The organism is Streptococcus toyakuensis (assembly GCF_024346585.1).
Lineage (GTDB): Bacteria > Bacillota > Bacilli > Lactobacillales > Streptococcaceae > Streptococcus > Streptococcus toyakuensis.
Window position 1 is genome coordinate 1,072,506 of sequence record NZ_AP024523.1, and the last position, 21,153, is coordinate 1,093,658.

24 protein-coding genes and 1 pseudogene are annotated in these 21,153 nt (G+C 36.7%); 4 read left to right on the forward strand and 21 right to left on the reverse strand.

Going from position 1 to position 21,153, the window contains the following annotated elements; genetic code table 11:
* Nucleotides 1-2 precede the first annotated feature (2 nt).
* From STYK_RS05420 to STYK_RS05470, 11 genes and pseudogenes are all read right to left on the reverse strand, one after another.
* Complete coding sequence (locus STYK_RS05420; protein WP_049487251.1) at nt 3-494, reverse strand: phosphoribosylanthranilate isomerase; 492 nt, start codon at nt 492-494, stop codon at nt 3-5.
* Nucleotides 495-557: 63 nt separating this feature from the next.
* Nucleotides 558-1,439: a diacylglycerol/lipid kinase family protein gene (locus tag STYK_RS05425; RefSeq protein ID WP_261804638.1), complete on the reverse strand. Its 882-nt coding sequence runs from the start codon at nt 1,437-1,439 to the stop codon at nt 558-560.
* Between the two features lie 113 nt (nt 1,440-1,552).
* The gene (locus STYK_RS05430; protein ID WP_049487166.1) at nt 1,553-2,407 is read right to left on the reverse strand and encodes an ADP-ribosylglycohydrolase family protein; all 855 of its coding nucleotides are present in this window, start codon (nt 2,405-2,407) and stop codon (nt 1,553-1,555) included.
* A 40-nt stretch (nt 2,408-2,447) separates the two neighbouring features.
* Entirely contained in the window at nt 2,448-3,065 is a 618-nt protein-coding gene (locus STYK_RS05435; RefSeq protein WP_049487165.1) for an SAP domain-containing protein, read from the reverse strand.
* Nucleotides 3,066-3,161: 96 nt separating this feature from the next.
* Entirely contained in the window at nt 3,162-3,296 is a 135-nt protein-coding gene (locus STYK_RS05440; RefSeq protein WP_080976061.1) for an ADP-ribosylglycohydrolase, read from the reverse strand.
* Between the two features lie 11 nt (nt 3,297-3,307).
* Nucleotides 3,308-4,114, reverse strand: coding sequence for an alpha/beta hydrolase (locus STYK_RS05445; protein WP_049487164.1), 807 nt, complete (start codon nt 4,112-4,114; stop codon nt 3,308-3,310).
* A gap of 235 nt (nt 4,115-4,349) precedes the next feature.
* Nucleotides 4,350-5,633: a hypothetical protein gene (locus tag STYK_RS05450; protein ID WP_049487163.1), complete on the reverse strand. Its 1,284-nt coding sequence runs from the start codon at nt 5,631-5,633 to the stop codon at nt 4,350-4,352.
* A gap of 75 nt (nt 5,634-5,708) precedes the next feature.
* Nucleotides 5,709-6,053 (reverse strand): hypothetical protein, encoded by a 345-nt coding sequence (locus STYK_RS05455; RefSeq protein WP_049487162.1) that lies wholly within the window; start codon nt 6,051-6,053, stop codon nt 5,709-5,711.
* Between the two features lie 191 nt (nt 6,054-6,244).
* Nucleotides 6,245-7,009 (reverse strand): ATP-grasp domain-containing protein, encoded by a 765-nt coding sequence (locus STYK_RS05460; RefSeq protein ID WP_049487161.1) that lies wholly within the window; start codon nt 7,007-7,009, stop codon nt 6,245-6,247.
* Between the two features lie 63 nt (nt 7,010-7,072).
* Nucleotides 7,073-7,261: a hypothetical protein gene (locus STYK_RS05465; RefSeq protein WP_000179769.1), complete on the reverse strand. Its 189-nt coding sequence runs from the start codon at nt 7,259-7,261 to the stop codon at nt 7,073-7,075.
* A 321-nt stretch (nt 7,262-7,582) separates the two neighbouring features.
* Nucleotides 7,583-8,149: pseudogene (locus tag STYK_RS05470) on the reverse strand (hypothetical protein).
* Between the two features lie 508 nt (nt 8,150-8,657).
* Here STYK_RS05470 and STYK_RS05475 point away from each other — a divergent pair.
* From STYK_RS05475 to STYK_RS05490, 4 genes are read left to right on the forward strand one after another with little or no spacing between them, the layout of a single operon-like run.
* The gene (locus tag STYK_RS05475; RefSeq protein ID WP_001813542.1) at nt 8,658-8,903 is read left to right on the forward strand and encodes a hypothetical protein; all 246 of its coding nucleotides are present in this window, start codon (nt 8,658-8,660) and stop codon (nt 8,901-8,903) included.
* On the forward strand, nt 8,900-9,235 hold the full coding sequence (locus STYK_RS05480; protein WP_261804639.1) for a DinB/UmuC family translesion DNA polymerase: 336 nt from the start codon (nt 8,900-8,902) through the stop codon (nt 9,233-9,235). The genes STYK_RS05475 and STYK_RS05480 overlap by 4 nt, the downstream gene beginning before the upstream one ends.
* 12 nt (nt 9,236-9,247) lie before the next feature.
* Nucleotides 9,248-9,616 (forward strand): hypothetical protein, encoded by a 369-nt coding sequence (locus STYK_RS05485; RefSeq protein ID WP_000567222.1) that lies wholly within the window; start codon nt 9,248-9,250, stop codon nt 9,614-9,616.
* Entirely contained in the window at nt 9,603-9,902 is a 300-nt protein-coding gene (locus STYK_RS05490) for a DUF5960 family protein (protein WP_001072467.1), read from the forward strand. The genes STYK_RS05485 and STYK_RS05490 overlap by 14 nt, the downstream gene beginning before the upstream one ends.
* 117 nt (nt 9,903-10,019) lie before the next feature.
* Here the strand turns inward: STYK_RS05490 and msr(D) are convergent, their stop codons facing one another.
* From msr(D) to STYK_RS05540, 10 genes are all read right to left on the reverse strand, one after another.
* Complete coding sequence (msr(D), locus tag STYK_RS05495; protein ID WP_000420313.1) at nt 10,020-11,483, reverse strand: ABC-F type ribosomal protection protein Msr(D); 1,464 nt, start codon at nt 11,481-11,483, stop codon at nt 10,020-10,022.
* 119 nt (nt 11,484-11,602) lie between these two features.
* Nucleotides 11,603-12,820 carry a macrolide efflux MFS transporter Mef(A) gene (mef(A), locus tag STYK_RS05500; RefSeq protein WP_075227417.1) on the reverse strand — a complete coding sequence of 406 codons (1,218 nt, stop codon included), beginning with the start codon at nt 12,818-12,820 and terminating at the stop codon, nt 11,603-11,605.
* A gap of 272 nt (nt 12,821-13,092) precedes the next feature.
* Nucleotides 13,093-14,441, reverse strand: a protein-coding gene (locus STYK_RS05505; protein ID WP_261804640.1) for an IS3 family transposase whose coding sequence is annotated in 2 segments (ribosomal slippage) — nt 13,093-14,000 and nt 14,000-14,441 — 1,350 coding nt in all. Because the reading frame shifts where the segments join, the coding sequence is not laid out codon by codon here.
* A gap of 203 nt (nt 14,442-14,644) precedes the next feature.
* Nucleotides 14,645-14,815, reverse strand: coding sequence for a hypothetical protein (locus STYK_RS05510; RefSeq protein ID WP_000873143.1), 171 nt, complete (start codon nt 14,813-14,815; stop codon nt 14,645-14,647).
* 514 nt (nt 14,816-15,329) lie between these two features.
* On the reverse strand, nt 15,330-16,685 hold the full coding sequence (gene rlmD, locus STYK_RS05515; protein WP_261804641.1) for a 23S rRNA (uracil(1939)-C(5))-methyltransferase RlmD: 1,356 nt from the start codon (nt 16,683-16,685) through the stop codon (nt 15,330-15,332).
* 73 nt (nt 16,686-16,758) lie between these two features.
* Nucleotides 16,759-17,733 (reverse strand): DUF1002 domain-containing protein, encoded by a 975-nt coding sequence (locus tag STYK_RS05520; RefSeq protein ID WP_261804642.1) that lies wholly within the window; start codon nt 17,731-17,733, stop codon nt 16,759-16,761.
* Between the two features lie 73 nt (nt 17,734-17,806).
* A complete protein-coding gene (gene pmp23 / locus STYK_RS05525) occupies nt 17,807-18,421 on the reverse strand; it encodes a cell wall hydrolase Pmp23 (protein WP_000476378.1) in 615 nt (204 codons plus the stop codon).
* Nucleotides 18,421-19,395 (reverse strand): nucleoid-associated protein, encoded by a 975-nt coding sequence (locus STYK_RS05530; RefSeq protein ID WP_049495770.1) that lies wholly within the window; start codon nt 19,393-19,395, stop codon nt 18,421-18,423. The genes pmp23 and STYK_RS05530 overlap by 1 nt, the downstream gene beginning before the upstream one ends.
* A 7-nt stretch (nt 19,396-19,402) precedes the next feature.
* Nucleotides 19,403-20,659, reverse strand: a complete 1,257-nt coding sequence (glyA, locus tag STYK_RS05535; protein ID WP_261804643.1) for a serine hydroxymethyltransferase — start codon at nt 20,657-20,659, stop codon at nt 19,403-19,405.
* Between the two features lie 61 nt (nt 20,660-20,720).
* Nucleotides 20,721-21,152, reverse strand: a complete 432-nt coding sequence (locus STYK_RS05540) for a GNAT family N-acetyltransferase (protein WP_261804644.1) — start codon at nt 21,150-21,152, stop codon at nt 20,721-20,723.
* Nucleotide 21,153 lies beyond the last annotated feature (1 nt).

A 21,153-nucleotide genomic window follows, 5' to 3' on the forward strand; every position in this document is an offset into this window, starting at 1 on the left:
ATTTACAAATGTCTTTCCAGCCACTCTATTTTTTTAAAATCCTTATTGTTATTGTGATCATTTCGATAGGAATCTTGGGAAGAAGCCTTGTAAATACTTAAAAACTGTTCCAAACTTGGAACGTGAAAAGTGATGTTTTCGAGATGAATCAGCTCTATATCCGATTCCGAAACTCCTGCAAAATCAGGTAAAGAATCGATACTTCCAAACTCAACACTCAGACCATCTTTTTGGAATTCATGCTCATGAATATCTATTAAGGCGTATCCTAAGTGTTTCATCACTTTCATTATCTTGTCCCACTCATAAATTCTGAGATGATCAGGTGCTTCCCAACCTCTAGGATCACCAGGCACATGAATGTCAATGTCAGACGGCCTCCATTCTTCATTTGAACGGTATTCAAAACCCAAGGACCCCATGAGCGTCGGAGTGATTCCGATTTGGTTTAAATGAGAACAAATTGTTCGAAATTCATCAAATAGAGAATTCATTCCTCCTCCAATCGTTGATACAGAACTTGATTTCATTGTAAAAAATAAACTATTTTTTATCTTCTACTCTTTCGGTTTTGAAAATACTTCTACTCGTTGAGCTAGAACTTTGATTTCTACAGGTAGGTTATCCGATTTATCGCCGTCAACATCTGACTCCAATTCACTATCTGAAGAGATCTTAATATTACGCGCTCTGATGTACTCAATATTATCATTGCCGACAACATCTCCTTTTAGTAAATCAGGAATAACGGATAATTTAGAGAATATTGAAGCATCTTTCAGAATCAAAATGTTGGCATAGCCATCTTTGTTTTCTTCAAAGATTTTTTTGTCAGCGAAGTAATTTGTCAAGAGAACCAAAACATGGCTAGCTTCACCAACATAATTTTCATTCTCTGTCTCAACCTTAATGTTAAAGACCTGATCCGTCATAACGGACTTCATGGTATTTACAGCATAGGCAAGAATACCAAATTTTGTCTTATCTTCAATTTCAACATTGTGAATCGCTTCTGGCAGAGAACCGATACTAAAGATATAACCAAAATAATTGTCATTCGCTTTTCCGATATCAATCTTATTGGTTAAGTTAAAATCGAGTTCATCAATTGCGCCATCGATGTCTTGATTGATTTCCAACAGTTTCGTAATGAGGTTACCTGTACCGCCTGGGATAATCCCTAACTTAGGAATGTAGTCTCTCTCAGCAATACCCGAAATAACTTCATTGACAGTCCCGTCTCCACCGAAAACAACCACTGCATCGTACTGCTCACGAGAGGCTTCCTCAGCAAAGTGTGTTGCATCCAGCGCTTTTTCAGTAATTTTGGTTTCCACGTGCTCAAAATAATCTTTGGCCTTATTCTCCAGCTTGACCTTATAATCCAAAGCCTTTTCCCCACCAGAGGTAGGGTTTATAATTAACATTGCTTTTTTCATTGATAATACTCCTTAATTTTTAAATAGAAATGTTTACATTTCGTCGTATGCAAGTAAATGTAATCCTATTATACAATGAAAATACAGAAAAGAGAAATATGACGTACTGGAGATTAATTTGCTTTTATTCTATTGTCCCATCGTCTAACTACATCCTTTAAGGGTTCATCCAAGTAAGAATAGGCCTTATCCTTTATCCAGTCAGGAATACCATAAGCTGCCTCTGCTATGCTGCCAGTGATTGCTGCGAGTGTATCACTGTCGCCACCAAGTGAGATGGCATTTCTTATCGCATCTTCGAAGTCTGTACTTTCAAGAAAGGCAATAATGGCTTGAGGGACAGTTTCCTGACATGTTTCGTTGAAACGATAGTTAGGACGGATTTCATCTAAAGTTTGAGATAGATTGTAGCTGTATTCCTTCTCTATATAATCCTTAATCCGTCTTTTACACTCCGTAGGATTGTCGTTGATTGGTTGCTCGTATTCTCTACAATGACCACCAAAGTAAAAACGACACAGAAAGATAGCATCAGCTGTAGCCATTGCACCTTTAATACCTTCTGGATGATTATGAGTTACCTCTGCAGAAAGACTCGCAAGTCCTCTAGATGATGGCCACATACCAGTTCTCGCATAAAAACCACAGTCCATGTCCCAAGCACATGGAGAAACACGCATAGCTGATCCATTCCCAAAGCTACTATAAGGCTCACGGTTATCGCTATTTAGCCATGCATTAAACCGAGCACCATAATCAGCATCCGGATACATTCTGCCATATTTCTTCATAGCGTCAATAAAGTCATCCTTTTGCCCACCATTCATGATTGCTTCAGCGACAGCACAGGTCATAACCGTATCATCCGTGAAAAAACAATCCTCACGAAATAAAGGAAAATCCTTCGTTTTGATGTTGTTCCATTCGTAAACTGAACCTACAATGTCTCCAACAATTGCTCCTAGCATGGTATTCCTCCTTACAAACTATTGGTTGAGACTGACATTTCTACTTTTCATACTCGTCTATTCTATCAGCATATTCAGTCAAAAGTTTCTTTGAATAAATTTTTTCATTACTTGAATTTCTAACTTCTTTCCAAAGAATGGAAGCTACTTTTAGTTTATTCGAGCAGTTACGATTATTTTCGTCTGCACAGAAGTCCTTTAAAAATTGGTTCCATTGACAAACCGAATGGTCATACTTGGCATAATTTGAATCTCCATAATAAACTTTTAGCATATCTTGGATTGTAAAACTCAAATCATTTTCTCTTTTTACTTTTCTCCAAGCTGTCGCCATATCAGCAGTAAATTTAAAGGGCGAAACATCTGTTAAAGTTGAGAAATATTCTCTAAAGTGTGCATTAAAGGAGAATCCACATTCAAGCAAGGGTGTGTCCAAGGTAACGACTTCTACTCGTTTCTTTTTATTTTTTATTGATGATTTTTTAATCAAATTCCCCTTAAAGTACTGCTCAATAATATCATTGAGTTCCTGTTTTGTACCTCTATATTCAAGCCCTAATGACTTGCATATCTGTGAAAGTTCACTACGATACCAATAGTATTTATTAAACTCATCAAAGGATGCAATTTTATCAAACTCAGGTCTGCTTTTTATCAAAAAAACACCACCTTAAAACAAATTTAGATTGTCATATCGAAATAATGGAGTTTTAGTTTCATTGTTTTGACGTTTAACTTCGTTTCACTAACAAACTCACACAATCAGCTTCGGACTTACCGTATCATCAGTGAAAAAACAATCTTCACTAAATAAAGGAAAGTCCTTCGTTTTGATATTGTTCCATTCGTAAACTGAACCTACAATATCTACAATAATTGCTCCTAGCATCCGTTTCCTCCTTATGGCATTTCAGATTCGTTACACATTTCTAATGAATCACTCTTTAAAAATGGCACCACCAAATCAATCCACTCATAAGGCAGGTAAGCTGATAAATAACCGTGGTTATAACCCTTTGCTTCATACCAAATTGTATTTGAATGTAGCTGATGAAATAATTTCGCTGATTTTTTCACACAGTTCAATTCTTTTTCACCATAGATATACAGAACTTGAGCTTTGCTAGCAGAAATCATATCTTTCAGCTTGTAATACCCCATATAGGTTTTGTAAATGGTCACCAATGTTTTAACAGGTGTCCTTGGCAGATCCTCCAAATAATAAGCTTTTATTTCCTCTGGATAAGCCAGTTTAGGATAGAGTTTGTTCATCATGCTTAACTGAAGTTTGCAAGAGAATTTATTGAACATCAGTTTACCGAATAGAGACACTAGAAAGCTGCTGATTTTAGCTAACCTTGGTTGAGGAATACAGAGACTTCCGTCTATAATGGCCTTCTCAGCAATTTCACTATCTAAAGACAAAAGCTCCATGGCAATTTGACCACCAAGTGAAACACCACCGATTGCAAACAATTTCCCACCACAGTTTGCTTTGATATAGTCTAGAATCTCCAAAGCCGAATCTTCAGTAGAAACATAATCAAGTTGATATTCTTCACCATGACCATTCAAAGTAGGTAAAATAACACGGTATTTTTCTGACAAGATACGTGCTTGACGAAGATAATTCCACCAAGAACTGCCACCACCATGTATTAGTAAAATAGGAGGCAAATTCTTCTTACCAAATTCATGGAATTTCATGTTTAAACTCCTTACTGTAGGACTTTCACTAGCTACATCCTTGTTTAATCAGCTTGAACAAGCAGTGATAGCACCCGAACATGTGGTGCTAGTTAACTTATATATTATAGAACGAAAGTATATACTGTCTTGTACCAAATGCCTATTTCAAATAAATGTGTAAAATGATTTATTACTACAATAGTTAATCATTTACTCCAATAACACTACACTCTGTAAAACTAAAAACACAAAGTCACCAGTAGTACCTTTTCTCACTTAGATATTGTTCTTTTTGTTCTCTAGAAATTTCATGATTTCTAATTCCTAGTAATTCGTCTGTTGAAGAAACTATTGGGTCGATCCAGTCTGCTTTGGATCTAATCCAATCAATTTCGTCTTTACTAAGCTTCCCTGCCATCTCCAATTTATCAGCCATCAATCTTAAATCATTTGCTGTTTGAAAATCTTCTAGCATATTAAGAAGAGACATTGTCTGCTTCTTCTCTTCTTCGATTCTATTTTGTAATTTTCTTTTTCGCTCCTGTTCCTCTTTGTATAGTCTTTCTCTCTCTTCTCGTTCAAGTCGTAAGTTCTTAACTTTATAATACTCTTGGTAAATTAAAACAATTATTTCTGGGAGTGATTGTTCAATCGAGAATTCATTAGTATCTTTAATGTATTTACCATCTATTATCTTAAATCGAAATTTTCCATTTGGTATATAGTCATACTTCCTTATTCTTGGTTTATAAGCATATCCATTAAACTTTACGCTATCATTGTACTTCGCTAATTCTTTAGCTTCTTCTTTCGTTAATTCATGACTTACTTTGTCTGTTGATTCTATAACATCAAAACGAACAATATCCTTATCAATTTGAATATCCAATTTTGAAGTTACATTATCACCGATTCTTTCAATTACAGTAAACAGTATATCTAAAAAGCGATATAAACGAGGAAGTGAATTTAGTGAAATATTTTTTACAAATTTAGGTTCTTTTAAATCATTATATCTGTGTCTAGGATCAAAGTAAGGATAAGAAGCAGCTTTTTCCCTCTTATTCCACTCTACAATTTTATCTCTTAGATCAGCTACAGATTTATGTAACCTCTTATTTGGAGACTGGTTTAGATTTGAAACTGTTTCAATAATACGCTCTATTTTATCGTCCTCTAAAAATGATAATGAACTTCTTATACTAGTTGTATCAAGTTTAAAAATATCTTTATTTTTATCTTCCGAACTCACCTCTTTATGTTTAGCAGGTTTTATTCTATTATTCTTTAGACTTCTTCTATCAATATTAACTTCATTTACGACATTTTGTGGTAATGGCACAATAAGTTCACTTAAATCTTGTCCAGTATTCTTACGATACCAATAACTACCATTTGGAATTGGGATTTCAAATTCTTTGCATTTCTTGAGTAAGTCTGAATAGCTTAAATCATATTTCAATGAAACTTGTTTTGCACTTATTTCCCAGATTTCTTCATAGAGTTCTTCTCTAGAAAAGGTCTTTATCATCTTCATTTGAAACACCTTTACCCTTATATTTTACATCACCGTTTTTATATTTACCAAGCGAAAACGCAAATTCAAAAACCTCTAATTCTTCACTTCTGCATTTTCGCTTAATATAAAAAGTAAATCTTGTTTTAAACCGTTAAATTCCTCTATAATTTTATCTAAACTAGTTTCAATATTTTCAACACGGATCTCAGATAGCTTACCGTGATTGTATGAAATCATTCTTTCAGCAATAATATGATATGACCAACTCTCAGTGAAACGTCTGTCTCTTTCTTCGTTATGAATAGCAAAACCAATTGGGAGAAAATTATTTCTAAGACCTATAGCAACTGCCTGTGAACTTATACCTAAATAATCACCAGCAATTTTTAATGTGATTTTATTTAATTTTCTAATATCTTCGTCGGTATATTTCGGCATGTTAGTACTCCTTTTTTTATAATTCAAGTTGATGATTTAATAATCATGTCGATTGTTTTCATACTTTCTACTTTCTAAACAATTTTCAAATATATAGCGTTTTCATTATTTTCTTAACCTATTATATCATTATTCCAAACAAAAAACTGCAACTTACTCGTTGCAGTTACACAGATTTATTTCTGTTCCTTTTAGAAACTTATATTTTCATTTTCAGGCATAGTAAAGACATCATTTTTTTCAAAATAAGGTTTTACCATTTCTTTCCATCTAGCTTTATGAAAATTGATTGAGTTTAAAGGAGATAGTCCATAATTTCCCAATGCATAACCATCATTCACTTCAACTACAAGTGTTCTGCCATCACGAGTGACACCGATATCTAGTCCATAAGCTATTGGAGCATCTTTCCAACATGATATGGCTTCATCAATTACACTAGGATCAAATTGTGCATGATAATCACCTGTATAGGGGCGAACATCTAATACGCTACCATCTAACACAAAACAACGCCATTCTGCTATGAATTCTACAACCTCACTAATCCATATAGGATAGTCGAAAGGTAGACCAATACCTATCAAATCACGGGTTCCATTAACAACTCTTCCTGTAAAGACTTTTGATCCAGCTTTAGGTTTAATAAATTTTCCCCAATTATCAGGTATATTTACAATCTCTCCTAAAACACCTGCATAAATCTTTCGACCATAAAACTCTTTAAGCTCAATAGGATAGTCGTAAACCGGAACGTTTAACCCCATCATTTTTAGTAATGCTCTGGTCTCCGTTATATAATCTATAACTGCATCATCGCTTGTTAACTGTTTTATTTCAGAAAAAGATTGATATAAAACAACTTCTTCTCCTTGTAAGTAGGCACCTACTTGAGCATTGTATTTATTAATTGAAACCTCATTTGGTAATTTACTTTGTCTAATATAAACAACCATTTTATCACTCCTATATCACTAGTGTTGCACCTATTTGTAAAAAAAATAATAGCATTTTCGCTCTTATTTTTTTGAGTAAATAGCTCCCATAATATCATCGAAATAATCAACGGTATTTAGGAGTAATTCAATAACTTGGGACTTTGTTAGTCGCATTCCTCTTCTATCTCTAGCATCTTCTACTAAATTTTCAAGTTTCTCTAAATTTTTATCATCCAAGCTAATCATTATTCTATTTTTATCTGTTGCCATTTTCTTCACCTCAAGTCAATTCTATCACAGGTGTAACACTTATGTCAACTGATTTTTATAATACATTAGTTTAAAAGTGGGGAGGTTTTTTAACACAGTAACTTTAAATCTTTGGTATTAAAAAATTTCCACAGTATTTATAGAAATAAAATCTATCTCAAATAAGTTATCAGGTCTAGTATAAATTATGAGCGGATACTCTAATACGTCCCCTCTAAACAAGAAAACGGCTTACACTCAAGGGTTCTCTTAACCCCCTTTGTTACAAGGATTTGACGATTTTACTAGCAAATCTACATGCTGATAAGGAACTTTGGTTGACTATTGAATTTCTCCAACCTCTTCTTTAACATATCCCTCTACATCTTCAATCTCTAAAAATATTGGGTCTAAGTAACACAAGAAATGCCAATCTTCTGCACCTTTTTTTCTGTAGAGAATCGCTTCACCGTCTTCACTTCTGAAAAAGCTTCTGTCTACTTCATATCCACTGCATTCTAGAAAGTCTTTTGCCTGCCGATAGTTCGCTTCTCTTGCTTCCACTTAGGTTTTAACTTCATCGTTGTTAACAACATAGGCATCGATTTTGGAATAGCCTTCAATTACTTTTTCGTTTGGTTCGGATAGATTCGATATTTCTTTCCAAATAATGTCAACATTTTCCTCAGGATCAAACATAAATTTAGACAAAGGTACAATGTTTCCGTTATAGATAATTTCCAGATAGTCTGGTAGATTTGTAGGATTAAAAAACTCTACTTCAAATCCATCTTCTGTTTCTAAAGTATATCCAGGGATTTGAGCTACAAAAGTTTTCCCCTCTTTTATTGAATCAAACGCGACTATATCTTTAGAATAATCATTTTGGTACAATTCCAATATAACCATCGATAATCTTTCTATTTTCATCATTAGGCTAATGTAAATAAGCACGTCACCTGATCAGTTCAGGCTTTCTGTATCATCTCATCATATTCCCTCCTCATTCTCCGAGTCCTATCCCATGGGCGGAGCATCTGCTTCTACTTCGCTGATGCTTCAGCTCGTACAAGCAGTGATACCGCCTCAACGTGATGCGTTTGTGGGACTCAAAAGGTTTGGGTGAACCTTTTGAGGATTAGCTACGTTTCACTAACAAGCTTACACACTCGACATGTGCTGAGAGCTTTCTTCTATACTAATAGACGAAAGGGTGTGAAAATGATTTTTAAATGATACTGTGGAACGGAACAGTAGCCCTAGTATTGACTACTGTCGTTTCTATTCATATTGGCTATTCTAGGACTGAGATGAAAAAATCTATAAATGCTCAGAATAAAATTGAACCCGCAAATCTCCCCAAAACAATGGTGAGTCATGTACTTGTATTATTCCGAAAAAATACACCTCTGGTGCAGTGAGACAAATTGGTGTATCTTATAGTGGCTTCGTAGATGAAAGCTATACTCTACTATCACTCTTTGATGATGTAGAACAAATTGAAAAAGATAATAGACTTCAGACAGCTATTGATGTTGTCAGAGAACAGTTTGGTTTTTTAGCCATACAAAAAGGAACCGTCCTAACTGAAGGTTCCAGAAATATTGAACGCAGTAAACTTATCGGTGGTCATTCCGCGGGTGGATTGGAGGGATTAAAATGAAACAAGAAAAAAATACAGTACAATTTTCAGAAATCCGTAGCAAAGGATGTAATGATATTGAAATGCTTGAAAGATTTTTACATGGAATCGTTGAAACAGCAACTTCAAAACTTCGTCAGAGAAAACTCAAAACAACTGAAATATCGATACGACTAGTACATGCTAAATCTGAAAACCGATTACCATTGGAATTTACATTTAGCATTAAGACAACAAGCTCATCTGTGATAATCTATACTGAGGTAATCAATCGCTTTAAAGAATGTTACACAGGTGGGGGAATTCAAGGTTTTACGATTCAATTTGATAAAAATACCCTTGCCTCTGCATAGAAAGGATTTGATATGATTGACCGTTCATATTTACCATTTCAATCAGCAAGAGAGTACCAGGATACAAAGATGCAAAAATGGATGGGCTTTTTCCTATCTGAACATGCATCAGCACTCTCTGATGATACAAACAAAGTAACGTACATGTCTGACTTATCACTAGAGAAGAAATTATTACTCCTCAGTCAAGTATACGCCGGGCAGCTACGCACACGCATTCAAGTGATTGAAAAAAACAAGCGTGTTTCCTACACTGGAACAATACCAAGTCTGACCAAAGATTTCATTTTGATAAAAACTACAACAGGTCACATCAATTTGAAATTAAAAGACATTATTAGTATTGAACTTGTCGAGGAGGTGCTCTATGAATCAGCTTGAGTTTCAGCGTAATCACCTACAAATGGACTATTATAGCGAGAGCTACCAAGATTTTGAACGTGACTTCTACCGCTACTCTAACATGAATATTCCATTGACCTTCCTAACTGATGATATCCTAAAAACAATGGCGACTTCACGTAAGAATTACTTTGTCCTCAATAAGGAAAAGTCCAGAGATAACCGCGATCACTTCTTCATATTTGAAGTAAGTACCGTAGATGAGAATCCGCTAATCTATCATTATACATATAAGAAAACTACAATATATTTAGCAGAAAAATAGGAGCAGTTCAATTGACTGTTCCTATTTTTAATATTCATAAAATCTAAAGTCTTTATACTCTTTAACAATGGAGTCGCCAACCAGAACAGACTATACTGACCAGCGACTACCTTAAATTTAATGTTTCAGATTTATTTTCTTATCTCTAATTTCATAAACTACATCTGCTACATTTTCGAGTAATCGTTTATCGTGGGTGATAAACACGATAGTTCCGGTGTACTCCTTCATTAGTATTTCCAAAGCCTCTAAACTTGGTATGTCAAGGAAGTTACTGGGTTCATCCATTATTAGGATGTTATATCTACCCATGAGCATTTTAGCAAGCAACAATTTTATAATTTCTCCACCGCTTAAAACAGATAAACTTTTTCCAATATCGTTCTGTTTGAACCCCATAGATGCTAGCACTGAACGAATTTCTGATATATTGTAGTCACAATCCTTCTGCATAAACTCCATAACATTCTGATTACTGTTGTACTTGTAACCATTCTGTGCAAAGTAACCTATTTTTGCCTTAGGCGAAATAGAAATTCCTTCTTCATGGTTTAAGATCATTTGGATTAAAGTTGTTTTTCCGATTCCATTACCACCAGTTAACGCCACTTTTGCTCCTAACGGAATTTGAAAAGATGCATTTTCAAACAGAGCCTTATCCCCAAATACTTTATTAATTTCTGCACCGACTATAGGGTATGGATTATGGAGCTCCAATGCTTTACTTTGCCTGAAACGAATTCTGCGAATGCCTTCCGGAGCTTCTACTTTTCCTAAGGCCGCAATCCTGTGCTCTAGGGTTTTAGCAGCATTATACATCTTTTTTTCCTTACTTCCTATTGATTTTTGATGAGCTAAACGCCCTCCGTCTTCAGTACTTTTTTTCTTTGAAGAACCTTTTGCCTTCTGTTCTATTTTACGAGCCTGTTTTCGCTTTTCCTCCGCAGCCCTTTCCAATCGGGCACGTTCCGCAATAAATTGTTCGTATTCTGCAGCTTGGCTCTTACGTTCTTCCTCTTTCTGACGAAGATAATCAGAATAGTTTCCCCAATACTCAGTGATTTTGCCATCTTTCAGTTCCCATATTTTATCTACTATTTCATCAAGAAAATAGCGGTCATGGCTAATAACTAACAGTGCACCTGTAAAATATTTTAGCTGTCCTATTAGAAAATCAATTCCTTCACGGTCTAAATGGCTCGTAGGTTCATCCGCTAAAATACCATGAACCTGTGCCGATAAGGCCTGTGCTATTTTAAGCCTTGTTTCTTCACCACCGCTCATAGTCTGTATATTTAATTGCTCAACACCTAGCTTGCCTACAAGTGCAAAATCTTTTTCCTCCTGCAGAGTTACTTCGTCCAACTGGGGAATATAGGCAAGTTCACCCAGACGATTCATTTTACATCCTGGGGGAGTTAATTCTCCTAAAAGTACCCTGAGTAAAGTGCTTTTTCCAGCACCATTTGCTCCTACTAAACCAATACGGTCATAATCATATACTTCTAATTCATTTATATCTAAAACATCGCGTCCTTTGAATTCCACACGAATGTCTTTTGCTTTTAATATTAATTCCATAACATTTCCTCCTGTCTATAATCGCATGCTTTCATTTGCTTGTATGCAGGGAAAACCCTGCGATTTTAGCAGGAAGAGTTACATGAAAATAAGATACATAAATATTCCTCCAATATTGTTTATTTTAAATCTAATTTTCTAACCTCAGTTATCATTTGGCAAACTATAGCAATGCCAATAATTAAAATACCTGATAGTAAAAACCAATGATTTACACCGATTTTATCAGCAAAGAATCCAGAAAGAATTAACCCAATTGGCATAGCAAGTGACATGATACTTCCGATCAAAGAAAATACACGTCCTAAATATTCAGGCTTAATTTTCTCCTGAAAAAGAGCTGTTTGCACACCGCTATAAAATGGCACCGAAAGCCCCATTATTGCACAGCAAACTACGAATATTACAAATCCATTTGGAGGAAGTATTCCCGAAACGGCTAAACTGGTCCCCATTATAAAAAATGAACTTGTTATTAGTAATACATGCTTTTCGAAGCCCCCTAATCTTCCTAATAATAAGCCTCCTGCTAGCATCCCAAATGCAAAGGAAATTTCCGTAATAGAAATATGCACAGGCGTTCCATTAAAGTGTTCCATGCTTATTAAAGGAAATAGTGCATTGATTGGCATATAAACAAAAGTATATAGTGTTCCTAAGAGTAATAAGGCAAACAATCCTTTGTTTTGTCTCAGAACCACAACTCCTTCTTTCATCTCCCTTATGAAATTTGGTTCTAAACTTTGCACTTGATTACCCAGCTTAGGTATACGTACAATTGCTACCGTAATAGATGCAATCACAGCACCCAATACGTCAATGGCAATAATAGCATTTAAATCCCAAACGGAGTATAAGAGTGCTGCAACTGCCGGACTAACAATATAGCTTATAGACTGCAAAGACTGACTATAGCCTGCGCATTTCGTTAGCTGTTCTTCTGGTACTAAAAGTGGTGTAACCGCATTGAGTGCTGGGGTATGAAAAGCTGTTCCAATGCTACGGATAAACAATACTATCATAATCATCCAGACAGGTAGCTCCATACAGAATGCAACAATAGCAAGCACTGCACCAGCTGCTACGATAATTAAATCGGCACCAATCATTATCTTCTTCCTATCATGACGATCCACTAGCACACCAATGGCAGGTCCCAAAATCGCATAGGGTAAAAAACCTACTAATGAAGCCATAGACAAGACCATCGCAGATCCTGTTTTTTCTGTAAGGTAAAAAATAATCGCCATTTGCAGGATGGCACTAGTGATTAATGATACTGCTTGCCCTGCCCATATTGCATAAAATTTTCGTTTCCAATTGTTGTATTTTTCCATTTATATTATCTCCTGCATATTATTTTGCTTGAATTTCTATTTTGAATAGCATTCTAGGCAATAAAAAATGCAGGCCAAACCCCACAATGTGGCTTTTGGTCTGCATACATACAATTTGGAAACATTCATATTAAAGACATAGTTAAATAAAGGTATAGTTAAATAACCAATATCCTCACCGTAACTAATGAATGCTCAATATCGTATAAATAAGCACAACAAAAAAGCCTATCATCGGGTATGTACTGACCCCAAAAAGTTAGACAATTAATTTATCCAAAGGATTTAGTTCTGTATTGCACAGGGCTAAGTCCTTTTAGTTTTACCTTAATTCGTTTATTGTTGTAGTAATCAATATAGTCTACAATGGCTTGTTCCAATTGCTTAAGCGACTGAAATGACTTCTCATAACCATAAAACATCTCCGATTTCAGAATGCCAAAGAAAGATTCCATCATGCCGTTGTCTGGGCTGTTACCTTTACGTGACATGGATGCTTGAATTCCCTTACCCTCTAGAAACTGATGATAAGAATCGTGTTGATATTGCCAGCCTTGGTCACTATGGAGAATCGTATTCTCGTAGCGCTTCTCTGTGAATGCTTGTTCCAACATTGTTTTTACTTGTTCTAAGTTGGGTGAAGTTGAAAGATTATAGGCGATAATTTCGCTATTAAAGCCATCTAAAACTGGTGATAAGTAAAGCTTTTGAGCGCTTGCTGGAATGGCAAATTCTGTCACGTCCGTATAACACTTTTCCATTGGTTTAGCTGCTTCAAATTGGCGTTGAATAAGGTTGTCTGCTTTCTTGCCAACATCTCCTTTATGAGAAGAATACTTGCGTTTCTTGCGGATTCTAGCTTGTAAATTGAGCACTTTCATCAAGCGTTGAACTCTTTTATGATTGACCACATAACCACGATTTCTTAATTCTAAATGGATTCGACGATATCCGTAATTTCCTTTTTGTTCGGTAAAAATAGCTTGAATTTCAGCTTTAAGCTTTTGATCCTTATCTGGTTTGTCTAGCTGTTTCAAATGATAGTAGTAGGTCGAACGAGCGAGTTTAATGGTTTTTAGAAGAATATCTAACGAAAAATCAGTGATTAATTCTTGAACAATTTCTGTCTTTCTTCTTTCTCTTTTTCCTCCTTCAAGCGGAGTTCTCTCAACTTTTTTAGGACAGCATTCTCCGCTCTCAGATACTCGTTTTCTGCTTGAAGTCGTTCTAACTCTGTCATCTCTTCGGGTTTCTTCTTTGGTTTACGTCCCATTTTAGATGGTCTCCCTTTTGTTTTCTCAACAATAGTATACCCGTTTTTCTTGTATTGTGCCATCCAATTTGGAAGCATACCACGATTTGGGAGAGCATATTCGAGAGAAACTCTATCTTTAGTCCAGCCTTCATGTAAGACTTTATGAATCATTTCTTGTTTTAAATCAGGAGAATAGTAACGATTTTTCCCTTTTTTGACGAACTCTATTCCGTAACGATCAATCAATTTAATCATGTACCTAATATTAGAATTGTTTATCCCAAATTTATTTGAAAGCTTCTCCAAGCTATAGCCTTGTTTTCTAAGTTCATAGATCTGAACTTTATCATCATAAGTTAATTTCATAATAAAAACACCCCAAAAGTTAGATTTTTTCTGTCTAACTTTTGGGGTGCAGTTCAGTATAGATTCTGCTTTTTTTATTGCCAGCTTATCTTAAACGCATTGAGGCTGTCATAGTTTCGGTTCCTCCTACATCTTTGTTTATATCAATTTATAGTATAACACAACAAGATGATATGTTCAATATAAAAGTTATGGAATGAGACTCATACTTCCAATTCGATGCCAGATTTAAAGGATATGACGAAGTTTTCTTCATAGACTGTAACGCTCTGGATTATCTTCCTTAGTAGCAAGCGATTAGCTTTCACAAAATCTTCTGTTTGTAGTTTTAAAAATTCATCAGGATTTTCTAACTCAACCTCAAAATATTTCATTTTACATTCCCTCATTTCATTTATTGATAAATTGAGTTTGCAAAAAAGAGTGGACAATTTTTGTCTACTCTTAACCTTTAAAATAGTTTTTTTTAATCGATTTGAAGTTGCCTAAATTATTACTTATTCGGTAAAATGAAGTATTGCTTTCAACAGATTTCCTTCAACTACACTTCACTTGATTCAAACAAGGTGGGTACATTTCTATTCCCACAAACTCCTTGTCAATGGAAACAAACACGTACCCACAGGGTAAATGGAAATAGAAACTGATAATTTCTAGCTATCACTTCTACTCATTCCAAAAATTTTCTCACTCTGATACTTACCCACCATAAAGCAAAAAGCCTTGCAATCAAGGCTTTCATTATCCCTTTCGTTCAAAGGTTTCTAAGCTTTTACGAGCAGAGCGACACACTCAGCGGTTCGCTATCTCCGTTCTGTCTGCGTGCTAGCACTTGTCAATCACGGACAGCTATCGCATGGGCGGAAGTAAATGCTAATCTTCGTCGTTTTACTCCTTGACTAGCAAACTTACCGCCTCGACATGATGCGTTTGCGGAAATAAGTCAACCGGCTGGACTTTCTTCAACTCATATCCCAACTCTTGGTAGAGTTTGATATCACGCGCCATGGTTGCGACATTGCATGAAATATAGGCTATGCGGTCAGCTCCTGTTTGGGCGCTTGCTTTGATAAAGCTTTCTGTGAGTCCTTTTCTTGGTGGGTCCACTAGGATAAGACTTGGTTGAATTCCATCATTCAGCCAATTTTTCATTGCATTTTCAGCTGTGTCACAGACATAGTTGGCATTTGAAATATTGTTCAGCCGAGCATTCTTCTTGCTATTATCAACTGCTTCTGGAATTACTTCAACACCATAAACCTCTTTGACATGTTTCGCAACAGAAAGACCAATCGTCCCGATACCAGAATAGGCATCAATAACCACATCATCTTCTTTTAATTCAGCAAAGTCAATGGCTGTTTGATAAAGTTTTTCAGCCATTTCAGTATTGACTTGGTAAAAAGCGGGTCCAGCGATTTGGTAGACATTTCCCAACATCTGGTCAGTAATAAAGTCTTGTCCATAAAGTGTGCGCCATTCCTTACCAAAAATCGCATTGGTATTCTGGTCGTTGATATTTTGCATGACAGACACAATCTCTGGGAACTGCTTGATGATTTGTTCAATCAATTGGTCGACACGAAAAATTTTGGGACGAGTTGTTACCAAAATAACCATAACTTGACCTGAATAGTGTCCGCGACGCACTACAAGATTACGAATCAAACCAGCTTGTTCCTTTTCATCATAAGGTTTCAAATCATAACGGCGGAGCAAGTCACGTAGACCTACTACTACCTCATCAATCACAGGATCTTGGATAAAGAAATCTTCCAAAGGCATGAGATCGTGGGAATTCTTACGGAAAAATCCAGTTTCTAAGACACCATTAACACGACGAACAGGCACCTGTGCCTTGTTGCGGTACTTGACTGGATTTTCCATACCTAAAGTTTCAGCAACTTCTACATTTGTAATTCCAGCAATCTTGTAGAGGCTGTCCTTGACTTGCTTGGTTTTAAATTTGAGCTGTTCTGGATAGGCAAGATGACCCAAATCCGCGATTCCTGAACGCAGGTAATCCAAATCTAGATCTTGATTACGGTGTGGCGACTGGACAAGGTATTCTTCAACCTTCCCAAAGCCAATCTTTTTATTGACCTTGAGAACTCGCATGAGGATTTTTTCACTCGGTAAAGCATTCTCTACAAAAAAGACCAAACCATCTACCTTGGCAACTCCTGCCCCTTCATGGGTCAAGTCAACAATTTCAACTTCTACAATATCATTTTTCTTTAACATTCTCTTCTCTTTCTATTGGCCGACAAAAAAGACGGCAACGTTACGGTTACCATCTATTATACCATGAAATTTCTTAAGAACCAAAACTCTTGAAGAAGTTGACAATGGCTTGCCAGAGGGAGCTTAGGAAATTACCACCGTCCTCTAGCGCCTTATCAGCATCAAAGTTAAGGTTAATATTTTTAAAACTGTCGCCAGCTTGTGATACGATGCTTTGTTTAAGATCATTCAAGGTTTTAGTGAAGTCTGCATTGCTCAGGATATCACTCTTTGAGAGATTCAAAGCAAAATTGATGATAATATTGATCTGGTTTCCTGTTATAACCTGATCAAGTTTGTAATTTTTTAAGGTATCTTCAACAATTTTACGGACATCTTCCTCTGTCAGATTTCCCTTACTTTCTTTAGCTTTGGCGAGTGCTGACTTGATATCAGCTAGGGCAACATTTAATTTATTAGCATCATAGCCTGACTTGTCCTTGTTTTCAGCATTGATATCAGACAAAGCCTTCAACTCTTCTTGAGCCAAATCTTTGTTGGCTTGTGGCACCTTGGCTCCATTAGCTTCTAGCGAATAATAAATCCCTGCTAAAGCACTTTCTCCTGTAACGGGAATAGGTGCTGCTACAGTGATTTTGGCGTGTTCCACACCCAAAGTTACGGCTGCATTTCGGTACATATCCTGCGTCACCTTAGTGATGTTTTCTGGTGTTTCAATCTTGACCTCAAGTGGCGACTTGTCACCTAGTTTTTGAATCTTGGCTGATGAATACAACTGTAAACTTGAGTCATTGGCCACATTCATGATTTTAGAATAGACATCAGGTGTCATGGTCTTGAGTTCTTTGGTGTCTGTTGAGGCATTGTAGCCTAGTTTTTTAAGGGTTTGATTTTTTTGATCTTCAGATAGAGAAGAACCTAGGACATATTCAGGTTGAACATAGGTTTCGTCGATGACTTTTTGAACATCTGTTGCTGCATGGGCACTATTCATAGCTGTTACTGCCCACAAGACCGCAGCACTAGTCAGAAAGAGTTTCTTTCTCATAGGGATTTTCCTCCTTTACCTTTCTAGAGTAATATATCTATCTTAAAGAAAACTTATAACAAAAACACCTAGACTAGCCAGATGTCGAAAAGAGAGTGAAACATTTGATGATATAAAGGTTGAGTTGCACCTGTCTAGAGTAGTAATAGTTTCCTCCATTTACATAGAGTTCGGCTCCATGAAAAATGGAAATGGGATGAATATAACTATAAGTCTTTCCAGTGGTATTACCAAGCAAGGGAGCAACAGTCTCACGAGAGTACTGTTTGGCCAGAGCCAAGGTGTTTTCCTTACCATTTTGGGCGATAAAATCGATATAGGCAGGTCCAAAATTATAGGCTTGAACAGCTGTCCAGACATCAACACCCTTCTTCTGAGCCAGATAGAGATTATCTGTCAGAGTTTGAACTCCTTGCCGAATACTAGAGGCATTATCATTGATGGTGTTGGTGGAACCACTTGCAGACTCACTAGACTGCATAACATCGCCTTCTTTTCCTTTTGTTTCAGTATAAATCATAGCGAGCACAAGCTCTTCGTTTGCTGGGGTGTCTTTTTCACTCAAGATCTCTCGCACCATGGGTTGGTAGGTCATGACTTGCTTGACATCTTGGTGAACGCGGTAAGCTTTATAGCCAGCAAAAAGGAAGACTGCTAGTACAAGCACTCTTCGAATTCGTTTAAACATTATTTACTTTGAATATCCTCGATATTTTTGATTAAGATAGAATAGGTTCCATTGTCGTTTTGGATAAACTCAACAGACTCGGCGTCTTGATAGACGTTATTAGGAACAATGAGCTCAATTCCATTTGACAAGGAGAGTTTTTGGTTTTCAAATTTCTTTAATTGGCGACTGGCATCAATTTCATCAAATTGAACAGGCTCTGGTACGGCTTCTTTGACTTGATCAATAAAGCTCAAACGAGCTGTCAGGTTGTTATCAAAAAGGTCATTGGCCAATTTTTCAGGTGACAACTCATTGCTTTCTTCTAAGTTGTTGAAAATCGCTGATTTGACCTTAGATTGAAATTGAAAATCATCTGTGTTAAAAGTCTCAGCAATTCTCTGGGCCGTTTTTTCCAGTTCTTTGATAGATTTCTTAGGAGAAATCTTAGGAGCGACAGCAAGAAGATTATCTGAAAAATAGTTCAAAAAAGTCCCGTTGTACTTAATTCGTTTTTCAATCAGATGGTACTTGCGACTCTGAAGATTGACCACCAAGGCCTCGTCAGCTCCCGTTCCAAATCCAGGCAGGTTATTCTGGGTCAGCTTGATTGGATTATCAACTTCTCCACCGAGGTGGGTCAAGGTCTCCCGCAGGGCAATTCGCAAGAAAGCGAAATGTTCTACACCTTCTTTAGAAAATTGCACAAAAATCAAGTCATTGGTTTTTAGATTTTCAGAAATACTGAACTCCTCTTTCCAGAGATTAGCCAGTGTTACTGATGTCTCCAACAAATCATCTGTGATGTGATTGAAGAAGGGATTTTCTTCTTCGAAAATCCCAGTCTTAGCTTCATCTGAATACACACGTTCAATTTTCTTGCGCAAGTATTCTTCGATTTTTGGAGTGATATTGAGAAACTTATCCGCTAGGAACAGCTCGGTATCGTCCGGACTGAACTGATGGATAATGGCTTTCTTAATATAAATGTCCATAAACGTTTTAGTCCTCGTATAATGGGAAGGCATCTGTCAATTCTTTGACTGCACTTCTCACTTCTTCTAAGACAGCCTCATTTTCTGCATTTTTAAGGGTTTTAATGATGAGTTCAGCCACTTTGCGACTTTCTTCTTCACCAAATCCACGCGCAGTAATGGCTGCTGCTCCGATACGAATCCCACTTGTTTTGAATGGGGACAAGGTTTCGTAAGGGATTGAGTTTTTATTTAGGGTAATATTGACCTCATCCAGCAAGTTTTGAGCAACTTTTCCGTTTTCTACAACCTTAGTCACATCCACTAGGAAGAGATGGTTTTCAGTCCCGCCAGAAATAATACGGAAATCAGAGTCTTGTAAGAAGACATCTGCCATAGCCTTGCTATTTTTGATAACATTAGTAGCATATTCCTTGAAGGCTTGATCCAAAACTTCTTTGAAAGAAACAGCTTTAGCTGCCACAACGTGCTCCAAAGGACCACCCTGAATACCAGGGAAAATAGCTGAATTGATTTTCTTAGCTAAGTCTTCATCATTGGTCAAAATCAAACCACCACGAGGCCCACGAAGGGTTTTGTGGGTCGTTGTTGTCGTGATGTGAGCGTATGGCACTGGGCTAGGATGTAGACCAGCTGCAACCAAACCAGCGATATGAGCCATATCTACCATGAGCTTAGCTCCAACAGCATCAGCAATTTCACGGAATTTTGAAAAGTCGATAATTTGAGAATAGGCTGAAGCACCTGCTACAATCAGTTTTGGCTTGACTTCTTGGGCTTGTTTCAAAATAGCATCAAAGTCCAAGAGTTCAGTCTCAGGATCCACACTATAAGAAACAAAGTTGTAGGTTTGACCAGAGAAGCTAACAGGAGCCCCGTGAGTCAAGTGCCCACCTGCGGCCAAATCCATCCCCATAACCGTATCACCCGGATCAATCAAGGCCATGTAAGCCGCACAGTTAGCTTGACTTCCTGAGTGTGGTTGTACATTAGCAAATTTTGCACCGAAAATTTCTTTTGCGCGTTCAATGGCTAGAGATTCTACTACGTCCACCACATCAGTTCCACCATAATAACGGCGTCCTGGGTAACCTTCGGCGTATTTATTCGTCAAGATAGACCCTTGAGCTGCCATAACAGCCTTGGAAACTACGTTTTCCGAAGCAATCAACTCAATATTGTTTTGTTGGCGTTCCTCTTCTTTGGCAATAGCATTCCAGAGATCAGCATCATATGCTTTAAAATCATCTTTGTCAAAAATCATAGGTCTTCTCCTTTATTGTGTGACTAGTCCATTAGTTTCATTTTCTTATTAGAAAATCAAACTAAAAGATGCGAATAAACCGTTTCTGCATTTTATCACAAGTATAACCAACTTTTTCATAAAATGCATGAGCACCCAGACGATGATCGGCAGAGTTTAAGCGGATAAACCCATAACCACGTCTTTTTGCTTCTTCTTCCAACCCTTGTAATAAGATTTTACCAATACCTTGACCTTGCGCTTGAGGTGAAACTGCTAAGGCTAAGATATTAAATCCTGCTTTGGAATAGAGTGATTCGTAAACTTCAGCGTGGACATAACCAAGTAAGACACGACTGACTGCATCCTCATAGCCAAGTAGGAAATGATATTCATCTTGAGATAATCTAGTTAGTTGACTAGCTGTCTCCTCTAGACTAAAAGAATAGCCCAAAGCTTCTTGGTTAATGTCACATATAGCTTTCACGTCAGTTTCTCTTAAATCTCTTAGCATC